At 41.4% G+C, this 12,100-nt stretch carries 14 protein-coding genes; 5 read left to right on the top strand and 9 right to left on the bottom strand.

Annotated elements, in window-relative coordinates; all coding sequences use genetic code 11:
• Nucleotides 1–128: 128 nt before the first annotated feature.
• Nucleotides 129–665: a signal peptidase I gene (lepB, locus tag ACTWP7_RS19080; protein ID WP_443124540.1), complete on the bottom strand. Its 537-nt coding sequence runs from the start codon at nt 663–665 to the stop codon at nt 129–131.
• 55 nt (nt 666–720) lie between these two features.
• Entirely contained in the window at nt 721–1,368 is a 648-nt protein-coding gene (locus ACTWP7_RS19075) for a TVP38/TMEM64 family protein (protein ID WP_014642498.1), read from the bottom strand.
• 214 nt (nt 1,369–1,582) lie between these two features.
• On the opposite strand from ACTWP7_RS19075, the gene ACTWP7_RS19070 reads away from it, so the two are divergent.
• Entirely contained in the window at nt 1,583–1,999 is a 417-nt protein-coding gene (locus tag ACTWP7_RS19070; RefSeq protein WP_443124539.1) for a hypothetical protein, read from the top strand.
• Here ACTWP7_RS19070 and ACTWP7_RS19065 read toward each other — a convergent pair.
• Together ACTWP7_RS19065 and ACTWP7_RS19060 are read right to left on the bottom strand one after the other, a co-directional pair.
• On the bottom strand, nt 1,920–2,447 hold the full coding sequence (locus ACTWP7_RS19065) for a competence protein ComK (RefSeq protein ID WP_014642496.1): 528 nt from the start codon (nt 2,445–2,447) through the stop codon (nt 1,920–1,922). The genes ACTWP7_RS19070 and ACTWP7_RS19065 overlap by 80 nt on opposite strands.
• A gap of 143 nt (nt 2,448–2,590) precedes the next feature.
• Nucleotides 2,591–2,713, bottom strand: a complete 123-nt coding sequence (locus ACTWP7_RS19060; protein WP_263622596.1) for a hypothetical protein — start codon at nt 2,711–2,713, stop codon at nt 2,591–2,593.
• Nucleotides 2,714–2,762: 49 nt separating this feature from the next.
• On the opposite strand from ACTWP7_RS19060, the gene ACTWP7_RS19055 reads away from it, so the two are divergent.
• Entirely contained in the window at nt 2,763–3,227 is a 465-nt protein-coding gene (locus tag ACTWP7_RS19055; protein ID WP_443124538.1) for a DUF3939 domain-containing protein, read from the top strand.
• Nucleotides 3,228–3,808: 581 nt separating this feature from the next.
• A complete protein-coding gene (locus tag ACTWP7_RS19050; protein ID WP_443124537.1) occupies nt 3,809–4,339 on the top strand; it encodes a GNAT family N-acetyltransferase in 531 nt (176 codons plus the stop codon).
• Nucleotides 4,340–4,725: 386 nt separating this feature from the next.
• On the opposite strand, the gene ACTWP7_RS19045 is transcribed toward ACTWP7_RS19050, so the two are convergent.
• The 3 genes from ACTWP7_RS19045 to ACTWP7_RS19035 all read right to left on the bottom strand — a co-directional run bounded on the left by ACTWP7_RS19045 (nt 4,726) and on the right by ACTWP7_RS19035 (nt 8,268).
• On the bottom strand, nt 4,726–6,264 hold the full coding sequence (locus ACTWP7_RS19045; protein WP_443124536.1) for a fatty acid--CoA ligase family protein: 1,539 nt from the start codon (nt 6,262–6,264) through the stop codon (nt 4,726–4,728).
• Nucleotides 6,265–6,466: 202 nt separating this feature from the next.
• Nucleotides 6,467–7,468, bottom strand: a complete 1,002-nt coding sequence (locus tag ACTWP7_RS19040; protein ID WP_443124558.1) for a lipoate--protein ligase — start codon at nt 7,466–7,468, stop codon at nt 6,467–6,469.
• A 68-nt stretch (nt 7,469–7,536) separates the two neighbouring features.
• Nucleotides 7,537–8,268 (bottom strand): MBL fold metallo-hydrolase, encoded by a 732-nt coding sequence (locus ACTWP7_RS19035; RefSeq protein WP_443124535.1) that lies wholly within the window; start codon nt 8,266–8,268, stop codon nt 7,537–7,539.
• 118 nt (nt 8,269–8,386) lie between these two features.
• On the opposite strand from ACTWP7_RS19035, the gene yhfH reads away from it, so the two are divergent.
• Together yhfH and ACTWP7_RS19025 are read left to right on the top strand one after the other, a co-directional pair.
• Nucleotides 8,387–8,515 (top strand): protein YhfH, encoded by a 129-nt coding sequence (gene yhfH / locus ACTWP7_RS19030; protein WP_087946050.1) that lies wholly within the window; start codon nt 8,387–8,389, stop codon nt 8,513–8,515.
• Between the two features lie 329 nt (nt 8,516–8,844).
• Nucleotides 8,845–9,309: a hypothetical protein gene (locus ACTWP7_RS19025; protein ID WP_443124534.1), complete on the top strand. Its 465-nt coding sequence runs from the start codon at nt 8,845–8,847 to the stop codon at nt 9,307–9,309.
• A gap of 232 nt (nt 9,310–9,541) precedes the next feature.
• Here ACTWP7_RS19025 and ACTWP7_RS19020 read toward each other — a convergent pair whose 3' ends face one another.
• Nucleotides 9,542–10,555 carry a LacI family DNA-binding transcriptional regulator gene (locus ACTWP7_RS19020; RefSeq protein ID WP_443124533.1) on the bottom strand — a complete coding sequence of 338 codons (1,014 nt, stop codon included), beginning with the start codon at nt 10,553–10,555 and terminating at the stop codon, nt 9,542–9,544.
• A gap of 128 nt (nt 10,556–10,683) precedes the next feature.
• The gene (gene hemY / locus ACTWP7_RS19015) at nt 10,684–12,099 is read right to left on the bottom strand and encodes a protoporphyrinogen oxidase (protein ID WP_443124532.1); all 1,416 of its coding nucleotides are present in this window, start codon (nt 12,097–12,099) and stop codon (nt 10,684–10,686) included.
• Nucleotide 12,100 lies beyond the last annotated feature (1 nt).

Here is a 12,100-nt window from a genome sequence, read left to right as displayed (position 1 = left end):
TTCCTTCTAGTTTATCATTTTTTTCGTAGTCTGCAGACGAATGTAATTTCTTTTTCCAACTGCTCACGAACTCGTCATCTATAAATCTACATTAAAAAAACCGCCCGACGGACGGCTGGAATTCACTTCTAAAATTGTAGAGCTAATTGAGAAAATGGCCAGTAACGGACATCCACTTTTCCAACCACCTTCTCAATAGGTACGAAACCAAAATAGCGGCTGTCCAGACTGTCTCTGCGATTATCTCCTAAGACAAACAAGTGGCCTTCAGGAACCTGCATCTGACCGGTAACACCTTCTAAGGTAAAGTTGCTTGTGAAAGCCTTACCATCATGTGGTCTCAATGCTTCGAGATACGTTTCCTTCACGCGCTTTCCATTTACATAAAGCTCGTCCTCCCGCACAGCGATCTCATCTCCTCCTACACCGATCACCCGCTTCACATAATCTTCCTTTTCGTTTGCATGGAAAACGATCACATCCTGTCTTCCAATGTCCTGTAAATCATAGACGACTTTATTGACCATCAATAAGTTTCCGTCATACAAAGTAGGCTCCATGGATTCGCCATCCACGATATAGCTTGCGAAAAAGAAAGAACGAAAAACGAAAGCTAGCAATAAAGCAAGCAATACAGTCCGGATAAGATTACGATATTTTTTCATAGTTTAATCCTCCAGGTCTTCTTTCTACCCCTATTTTACCCTTTCTGGATTAAACTTAATCACTTACGCGCCCCGTCCTCTCTGCTCTTCTCTGAATCCGCTTTTCTATATATTTCCCTGCTGTCCAGAATAATAGAATGCAGATTCCGACAATGACCGATTTCATCGGATTTTGAGCAAATGAAGCGATACTTGATCCCACATAAGCAATCGTAAAAATCATAACCGACTTCCCTAAAATCGCTGCCAGCATAAACTGCTGCCGGCTCACGTTCGATAGACCTGAGACGACATTAATAATGGATGAAGGTGAAAATGGAAAGCACATTAAAAGAAACAAAGGACCGAACCCATGCTCTTCCACCCAGGTCATGACTTTTTTCACCTGTTCATGACGTGTGATAAAGCGAAGGAACCGTTTTCTTCCAAGTCTTCGAATAATAAGAAAAACGCAGAGGGCGCCCGCTACGGAACCAATCCATGAATACAAAAACCCTTTAAACAAGCCATACACGACCGAGTTTGCCAGTACAAAAGCCACTAAGGGCAGGATCGGCAGGAAAGCTTCCAGCAAAGGAAGCAGAATTCCCGGCAGTGGCCCAAAACTTTCTAATTGCTCCAGCTGCTGGATCACATAATCAAAAAGCTGATCGTTTTCAGCCATTCTTTTGTAACGCTCAAGTGAGAAAGTAAATAAGTACATGAGACGGTGCTGCTCCTTATTCACACCGAGAAAACCAGTGCTTCTTTTCTCCATTTTATATGAAACCTTCTCGTATGCCTACCAGAAATCTGTTTATTCTTAGCTTCCCCACCTATTTCCATTTATAACCTTTTCCGAAATTTACTTGCATAATATGTTCCTTCACGTGATATAATAAAAACAGAACAAACGTTCCCTTTTGGAGGAGAATAGTATGCGTTATTTAAAACAAAAAGAGCTGGATCTGGCTTCACGCTATTTATTTTTATCAATGGCCATTGCTGTCATCAAGCAGGATCGGAAGCACTTTGAATTAGGGAAATTCAAAATAAAAGAACCTTATTTAGAACTGTTGGGAAAGATGGAGTTGGAAGCCCGCGAAGAACGGAGAAAGCTCCGCCAGAAAATGGATCACCACAAGCTGCAAGTCGTTGAAACCGGCAGAAATGATTCATTCACCTCATTTTTATTCTTAGCTCACGGCTACGAAGAGAAACGAAACTACTTTAACCCGGCCATCCGCAAGAAAGTAGAAGTGATTCTATCAGAACTTATGAAGAGGTCCCAAACCTCAAATCGTGAGAAGCATCCAGCGGGGGTTGAGAAGCGTGCAGACGATCTTCAAGGATAAATCTGAAATGAGCGGTGCGGTGAAGCTGGTTGGCAAACATCCCCACTGACACGGGAAGGTTGAGGCTTGTCCCATTGGAAAATTGTATCGTTGTCGTATGATCGCTTTCACCTTTGTGGGTTTGGATGTATTTTAAAGCGATCCAGGAGCACTCTTTACGTTTAGGAGAAATAATTGGGAAGAAATATATACCCATCGCTTCAGATATCACAATAGGAGGTTTGTGGGTATAGCTGGTTACTTGCTTTGTACCTAGAATACGGCCTTCCAGACTGCTTGCGAAATAACGGCAGGAATCATCGACCACCTGGCTTGGACATTTTAACACTTCAAAGCTTCCATGCTGCTCAACCACGTGTGTAATTACTTGCCCTTGCTGATCATACTTAGCAATCAGGGCCATCGTTTGAGGGTTCACCTCATATTCTTTTTTTTGAAGATACTCCATTCTAGTAATCATCCTTTCTATTAAGCCGGCGGTAGTTCTTCCTCGACCCCGCCGCTTATCTTCTTAAATTTACCATAATACTGAGCATAAAGTCTAAACATTCTTAATAAATGTGGAATTATACCAATTCTGATATACTACTGTTATGCCTCCTCTTTTTGCCTGGCTTGTTGTTCTCTGTCTCCTTCTTCCTCCCTTTGACCGAAGTCCGGATTCAGCAATGTAAAAAAATCGAGTTCTGGCTGAAGATTTGGTTTATCTTTCAATTGACGTACCCCCATGTCATTTTTCAATTATTCTAAAGGAGGAATATACGTGTGGAACCGTAAAAAAAAGCAAAAACCTAAGCATAATGATCAACCTCTGGAAATCAGTGATCTCTCCATCGACGATATCAGAAAAGCGGTTCATGCTTTCGCTGATAACAAACCTAATGAAGTTCCTCTTAGTGTCGTGATCAATCAGGATTTAACTCTTGATTACGAACTTCTTGCTCCCTATTTAAACGCTATTCCCAGAAAAAACTTTTACATGTCACGAAAAACGTATGAACTGTTTGAAGAGGAAGATTTACAACTGGCTAAAGATATTGATACTGTGCAGCAAGCTGTAGATGAATACATGAAACAAACTCAGGAAGTTCCCGTGATCGATAATGATCCTTATAAGAGGATAAATTATTATAAGCTCGAAAAGCTCGACCTGTTACCCGAAAGGCCAAAAAGAGACTTTTATATGACAGCGGAAGAATTTATGATTACGTACAAGAAACAAAAGTAAGCGAATCTATACAGAAATGCTTTCTTAAAAAAATACAAAAAAGGACCAATGCTATTGGAAGCATTGGCCAAAGAGACGACTGGTTAACTTTTGAGTGAGGGATTAAATTTGAAAAAGTTCCTGTAAGGAAACTTCTTCACAGAATACACTCATCAGTAACAAAGTTACTGACCTATTTATGATCACCACATCATAAATAGTAAAATCAATAAGCATCATCGCTTATCTATTCTTATTGTAATATACAAATAATCAAGATTCACCGAAAAGATATTGCGGAAGACCGCAACCGATTGCGAAGTTACTAGGATATGACATCTTACATCCAATACTTTACAAAATGACCGCTTATATTTGGGCTATATAACTTCGTTTGCGACTTTCCCATTCAAATAATCTCCATTTCCTTTCCAGCACAAAAAACACAAAAACTCTTAAATTAATTAATTTTCTTTTTATATTTTTGTACATGTAAAAGGGATCATTGCGGGGTGCCGCATCAGCTGCTTGCACTCTTCCGAAACATATATTCAATAATATTGTAAGATAAAATCCACTTTGCACTACGAAAGGAGCGGACCATGAGAATTCATTTCGTAGAATTAAAAGAACCAGCCTGCCATCTGGTTGATACATTTAACCGATGGGAAAACGACCCGGAACTGATCCCACTCACACGGCCCAATCAAAACCAGTCTGAGTTGGAGCAACGATCGCTTATGACACTGGAAGACTTACAAGAAAACCTGGATCACCACTATATTTACCTTATCTACATGAATGAACAACTGGTCGGCTCAATGAATTACATGGTTGACCCAGAACACCTTTACAAAAAAGAACCTGGAACAGCCTGGATCGGGATTACGATAGGCGAACCGGAAGCGAGAGGTAAAGGAGCGGGGTACAAAGCAATCCGATTCTTGGAAAAGCAAATCAAGACGCAAGGACTTGACCGTATAGAACTGGGAGTATTTGAATTTAACTTTCCTGCTCAGAAACTGTACCAGAACCTGGGATATAAAGAGATCGGCCGTATTCCTAATTTCACTTATTGGCAGGGACAGATGTGGGAGGATATCCGCATGGAAAAATATATGGACGAGATTTAATTAAAAACCTCAAAAAATGGACCCTTAGGAATCAAAAAAAGATTCCAGAGAACAATATGTTCCCGGAATCTTTTTTAAATGGAGGCGTTTATAAATCGACTCTGCCAAACTCCCTGTTGATTATTAAAGATAAGCTCCCTTTTCTGTAAGAATCAGTTTCGAGATAACTCGGGTAAGTTGCCAAAAACGGTGAGGGCGGCTACGGAAACAACTCGCTTCCTACGGCCCTGCACGAGGCAGGGTCGCGGAAAGCAAGCCGGTCCCTGAAGCCCCTTTGTCCACACATTATCTCGAAATTGAGTCTTCAACTAAACGGCCCTATACTTTAACAAATCCTTATCTACTTATATAATCGCTGTACCATCTCAGTTTTAGAATTTAACTCATTAAGATTGAGCCAGTTTTTCGCGTAAATTCTTCCGAAGGATTTTACCAGTCGTGTTTTTAGGCAGTTCTTCCATGAACTCTATTCGGGAAGGCACTTTATATTTAGCTAAATGTTCCCGGCAATACTCGTGCAATGCCTGTTCATTAATGGAAGGGTTGCTGGATACTACAAAGCTGATGACGGTCTCCCCAAGTTCTGGGTCCGGTGCTCCGACCACAGCGACTTCCGTAATATCCGGATGATTATATAATACTTCCTCCACTTCTCTTGGATAAACGTTGTAGCCGCCTACAAGAATCATATCCTTTTTGCGATCCACAATATAAAAATACCCTTCCTCATCCACCCTTGCCATATCTCCCGTATAAAGCCAGCCTTCCCGTATAGTTACAGCCGTTTCCTCAGGTAACTTATAATAGCCTTTCATCACGTTCGGACCACGGACGATCAATTCGCCTACTTCTCCGACTGGAACCTCATCTCCCAGTTCATCCACCACTTTATTTTCTACGTTACGAATATTAGCCCCAATAGACCCAGCTTTTCGAGGGCGATCAAGAGGATTAAAGGTCGTAACAGGAGAAGCCTCCGATAAACCGTACCCCTCTGAGATTCGCACATTAAATTGTTTTTCAAACGACTCCAGCAGAGCAACAGGAAGAGAAGAGCCGCCGGATATACAGAGTCTCATATTGGCAAATGTGTGAACTTGATCCTTGCCGGTTTGCTGCAGGTAATTATACATAGTTGGTACACCTGCAAAGACGGTAGCTTGATATTCCTCAGCTATGGTAAATACATTCTGCGGGGAGAATTTCGGCACAATTAAGACCGTCCCTCCGTTCATAATCGGAGCGTTTAAAGCGACCGTTAAGCAGAATACATGGAACATAGGTAAAGTAGCTATGACGCGATCATCCGATGATATTTGCAAGTAATTAGCGACATCTACCGCATTGGAATACAGGTTTTTGTGCGTGAGCATCGCTCCTTTGGGTTTACCTGTTGTGCCGGAAGTGTAAAGAATAACGGCTGTATCTTCAGAATCCAGACTAGGAGGTTCGTAATCCAGTTTCCCTTCCGACAATACATTTGTAAACGATTTCATTTTTTGGGATAACGGAGAGCTGTTCAAATCAATACCCGATCCTGTGGCTGCCGTAAAGTAATGATACACCTCTAACTGGTCATCCATTTTCTCAAATAATTCAAGCAATACATCCATCGTGATGACAGCTTTCACATCCCCATTCTTCAGGATGTAACTCATTTCATCGGCTGTATAAGTCGGATTGATGGGAATAACCGTAATCCCTGCGCGCAGTGCTCCGTACAAGCCGATCATAAACAACGGACTGTTTCCACTGACAAGGGCAATGTGGTCATGCCTCCCGTAGCCTAATTCGGTTAATCTGGAAGCAAACTTCGTAACAGACGCATCAAATTCCTGATAACTCACCTTTTGTCCCTGAAATATGTAAGCATCTTTAGAAGGGTTACGCTGAGCTGTTACGGACAACTGTTCACTTAAATTCATGAATGACTCCCCTTTTTTTATTCTGAATGAATAATCATTCATATTATTGTTTTAAATTTTCATTCTAATTATAAAATACTGACAATTAATTAGCAAGTTTCGTCGAAGAGTATAAAAAAGATCCCTCATCGCATGAGGAATCTTTGGTTTCCAGTATAAATGATAACTAAAGGGATTAACTCTTATCAGTTTGAACAGCGCTTTAGTATACGATATCCAAAAACTGTTCAATATTAATTTTACCTAAATACTGGGAAATATCAATATCTTCAAGAGCTTCTGCGATGGCCTGGCGGTTGTATTGCGTGCCAATCAGCTTCTCTTCTACATCATTGATGTCCCCTACACCGAAGAAGTCGCCATAAATTTTAGCATTTTTAATATAGCCTTTCGCTACATCCAAACGTACATCATAACTGCCGGCACCTTCAATACGTTCGGTATGCTGAATGTTGAATTTAGGAGATTTGCCATAGTTCCAGTCCCAGTTGCGGTATCTCTCTTCCGCAAGCTTATAGATATTCTCCCAATCTTCCTCCGTTAATTTATATTGAGGTACATCTTTTACATCTTCAACGTCGAAAATATGACGCAGAATAAGATTTTTGAATTCCTGCATAGAGATTTTTTCTTCAAGAAACTCAGAAATATTCGCTACGCGGCTGCGAATAGATTTGATGCCCTTGGATTTAATCTTTTCAGTTTTTACATTAAGAGCAGATACCACATTTTCAATTTCCGAATCCAGCATCAGCGTTCCATGACTGAACATCCGGCCTTTGGTTGAAAATTGAGCATTTCCTGAAATTTTACGGCCATCTTCAGCAACTACATCATTTCGGCCGGACAATTCCGCATTTACACCGATCTGTTTCAGTGCGGTGGTTACTGGTTTTGTGAATTTAGCGAAATCGTGAAAGCTATCTCCATCATCCTTTGTAATAAAACTAAAATTTAAATTACCAAGATCATGATAAACGGCTCCTCCGCCAGATAAGCGGCGTACAACGTGAATACCGTTCTCCTCCACGTAATTGGTATTAATTTCTTCCACTGTGTTCTGGTTTTTCCCAATAATGATGGATGGCTCATTTACGTAAAAAAGCAGGTACGTTTCGTTAATATCGAGGTTTTTCAACGCGTATTCCTCGATCGCAAGGTTAATCGTAGGGTCATTGATTCCTTCGTGATCAATAAATAGCATCATTCTCATCCTTTCCACTAAAACTGTTCTAATTCTCTATTGTAATGGTTTCGACATGTTTAGACAATCTATTCTCCCCACGTTAAACCTTCCGAGGCTACTTGAATAGTTCCTTCAAAAACATCCTGCGCTTCCTGCAGCAGCCGTCCCTGTACACCAAAGTGAGGCAGATGGCTGAGCCATAGGGTATCAACTGAAGCCTCAGCTGCAATTGAAGCCGCTTCTGTACTTGTCATATGACCAGGTCCTTTTCCATCCATTCCTTTAAAGAAATTGGTATCCGTAATCAGAAGGTCGGCATTCTTAGCAAATTCTCCCCATTCAGTGAAGTAACTAGTATCGGCTGTATAAACCACTGTTTCATTTCCATCCGTAATGCTCATCCCATAGCAAGGAACCGGATGCTCTGTTTTTTGGAAATCAATTGTAAACGGTCCTACTTGTAAACTCTGTTCAGGATCATACTCTACTCCTTTGGTGTACTGGTGAGTTAGTGCTTTAAACGCTTCTTTATCTTCCTTATGCCCGTAGATAGGCAGCACCTCATTGGTGTCATTCAGAGAGTTTTGTACAAGATAAGCGTACTGTAAAGGACCAATATCGGCTATATGGTCGTGGTGATAATGCGACAGCACCACCGCATCAAGATCCGTAAGATTGGTAAACTGCTGCAGCCGGGATAGCACACCACTTCCGCAATCAACGAGCATTTTGAACCCGTCCTGTTCATATAAATATCCTGAAGTAGCGCTTCCTGCCTCAGGATAGGCTCCCCAATAACCGATTACTGTCACTTTCATTTTTACCACTCCTTATATCTTTTTGCCTATTTTTTAATTGTTTTATAACAGACTGTTGATTTCTGCATATTGTTATAATACAATGACTTTACACTAAATTAATTGGAGGCGATGTAACATGATGAGCGTAATTGAATTCTTCCGTAATTTGCCCGAGAAACAATGCTCCAAGTGCGGTGATGTTATCCAGGAAAAAGCTGATTGCTACGGTAACGTTTGCGACGAATGCGACCACCCGGCTCACTAATTCTAGTATTCCACAAAAAAATGAATCTGGAACATGTAATTTGGAGCAGCTGTATAAAAGCTGCTTTTTTTTTGGAATTTTTTATTTTCAACTTTCCTGTTCTTCAGAACTGTTACATTACAGCTTTAACCCTTGAGATCAGCTTTCCTTCACGTCACTATCCAGTTACAGCGCTTCAGATTATAAGAAGAGCAATCTCTAATAAAAAATTAATAATCCAAGTACTCACTAAACGTTTACATAAATTAACATTTATAACAAAGAAGCACCCGTCCCATAATAATAAAAGACTAATGCCTCAGCCTGTCTATTCAGAGGGGGATTCAACTTTGCTGATAAATATCTTATTAGGATTTATTCTCCCCTGGATTAGCGGAGTTTTTCTTTTTAAACGCGCCCGGGTGTTATTATATACCGTTGTTCCATTTACTGCTTTATTTTCGATGGCAGGTAATCAGTTAGGAGTGCAATTGGGCTTTTGGCTCTTAATTCCTGAAGGAAAAATTCATTTAATGAATACCATCTTTATCGATTTTGGTTACAATCCCATTGTTGCTGCATGGTTTATTTATTTTCTTTACTATAAACAAATTCGCCGCTGGATTATGTATCCTTTATTTATGGTGATCTTGAATGGCTTTGAATTTTATGCTTTATCCGTAGGTAAAATCATCTATGATCAGGGCTGGCACATCTTATACTCCGTGATCATCTATGGCATAGGCCTTATCGTTATCGATTGGTATTTCTCCCAAGTGATAAAAGCCGCGAAACCCTTAGCACGACTCTCCTAAACAAGCTAATTCAACAAATGGAACAAAGAGTCGTTTCGATCCCTTTAATTAGGAGCTGCGGTTTTCCGGGGCCGGAGGACACAATTATAGCAGCGCACAGCACAATCCAACACCTGGGTTGCTGTGGCTGAGATTTGCTTTCCCGGTCACCATCTCCTCCTTAATATATCTTGTTAACTTAAAATCTACACGATGAATTTATCAAAAGAAAAAACCCACGGAGTAATGGGTTTTAGTGTATGATTAATTCTTCTTTCCTTGTCGATCCTCTGACTACGAGTTTGTGGTCAAATACATGGCTCTTCCCACGCACAGGGTCGGGATGAAGCAGCTGTTTCAGTAAGACTTCCACAGTTTTATCAGCTAACTTCTTCACAGGCTGCTCAATCGTTGTGATGGAAGGCACCATAAGAAGGGAAAGCATCTGATTGTCAAAGCCGACCACCGAGAGGTCTTCGGGAATCTTCCAATCAGAATGGGCAGCTTCATAGATAATCCCGGCTGCGACTTCATCGGAACCGGTAAATACTCCATCAATATGAGGCATTTCTTTTTTAATATAGGTGAACAAATGTCTCCCGTCTCCTACATCCATCGGCCCCTGGATCACTTGATCCTCCGATGAAGAAAGACCATGTTCCAGCAAGGCTTGTTCAAATCCCCGTTTCCGCTCTAAGGTTAAATGCCCTTCCTGCCCCCCATGAACAAAAGCTAAATGCTTACACCCCTGTTCAATTAAATGCTGCACCGCTTCATAAGCCGCCCGCCGGTGGTCCATATGAATCATCGGTACAGTGTTATTTTCCATATATTCATTACATAACACAATGGGGCCATTTTCCAGGTAAGGGTGGATCAGCTCCCAATCATTTACTAAAGAAGTCATGATAATGCCATCCACTTGCTTTGTTTTTAATAACTGAAGATAATCGAGCTCTTTCTTTTTTGAATCGTGGGTCTGACAGACAATTACCTGATAGCCTGCCCTGGATGCTTTCTGCTCCATGGACTCTATTAAATTTCCGAAAAAAGGATTCGTTATACGTGGCAGCAATACAGCAATGGTTTCGGTGCGCTGGCTGCGCAGGCGCCGTGCAGAAGAATTAGGAACATACCCCAGTTCGTCCATTGCATGAAGGATGCGCTGTTTTTTCTCATCTGTTACATAGGGCTGGTCATTAATGACTCTGGATACCGTCGTTCTGGATAAGCCAGCCAGCTTTGCTACATCTTCTATCGTAGCCATTTGATCTCCCCCTGATGATGTTTACGCTAACTTGAAAACGTTTCCAATTTAAATCATACTAATCCTTCCGTTTTCTTGCAAGCCCTTTCATAATTTAAGAGAAAAAACTGCCGCCCGGGGCAGCAGTTTTAAATACGATTATCCTTTATAGAGCTAAGCACTTTTTCTACCGCTGCTTCCCCTTGATCGATACAATCAGGAAGACCAATTCCACGGTACGAACCACCCGCTAAACAGACACCAGGCAAATGCTGATCCAATTGTTCAGTGATTTCTGCTAAACGGTCTTTGTGGCCAACTTGATATTGAGGCATGGCGTCATACCAGCGGGTCACAATAGAAAAGTCGGGCTTATCGGTAATGTTCATCGTTTTATTTAAATCGTTCAAGGCGATCTCAACAATGTCCTCATCTGGCAGGTTCACCACGTCCTGGTCGTCAGGCTTCCCTACGTAGCAGCGAAGCATAACTTTCCCAGTCGGCGTCGAATGGGGCCATTTTTTATGCGTCCATGTACAGGCTGTAATTCTGAAGCTGCTGTTCCGTGATACCACAAAGCCTGTACCGTCGATATCTTTTTTGATTGCTGACTCGTCAAAAGCCATCGCAACATTGGCTACAGAAGTCGCATTTACTTCTTTAAAAGGATCCATAAAATCAAATTGAGAAAGCATACGCTGTGCCTGAAAGTGAGGAACAGCCAGTATGACAGCATCCGCCTCTTCTACAGTTCCATCACTTAACAGTACATGATAGCCTTGAGGCTTTCTCTCAATATGATCGACTTTTGTATTTTTTCTAACAGAGCCGGGGGCAAGATTATCTTCCACAGCATCTACCAGGGATTCAAGGCCATGTTCGAGTGTACGGAACATGCTTGGTTTCTTTTCCCCTTTTTTGGGTTTACTGATGGGACGCGTTTTGCGTAACCCTTTAATTAAGCTTCCATATTCCTGCTCTAAACGGTAAAAATCAGGGAAGGTTGCTTCAAGACTCAGCTTATCAATGTCTCCTGCATAAATGCCGGAAAGAAGGGGTTCAATTAAATTCTCCACCACTTGACTGCCAAGTCGCCTGCGGAAAAAGAGACCTAATCCCTGATCGCCTTCCACATGTTTCTTAGGCTTTATTAAATCTAAGGACGCTCTTAATTTTCCCGCAGGGGTAAAAAGACCAGAAAATAAGAAGGGCCGAATACGGGTAGGGATTCCCATAAAAGAACCACTTGGCATTTTATGAAGTTTACCATTGACCAGAATGTAAGACTGCCCCGTGCCATTTGGCACCAGCTGATCGCCAAGACCGACTTCTTCAGCCAGTCTTGCAGCACTTTCTTTACGGGCAAGAAAAGAATCAGGTCCTCGTTCAATCGTAAAACCATCTCTCTTTTCTGTTTTAATTTTTCCTCCTAATTGATCACTTGCTTCGATCAATTGAACATCAAGAGGTAAGTTTTTCTGCTTTTGTTCTTTTTGCAGATAATAAGCCGCTGTTAAACCTGAAATGCCTCCGCCAACAACAAGTACTCGTTTTTGCTCTGTCATC

Origin of the sequence: Halobacillus sp. B29 (genome assembly GCF_052246755.1) — a bacterium.
Lineage (GTDB): Bacteria > Bacillota > Bacilli > Bacillales > Halobacillaceae > Halobacillus > Halobacillus halophilus.
Note: the sequence above shows the minus strand (reverse complement) of the source record. Positions and strands in the feature narration are given on the sequence as shown.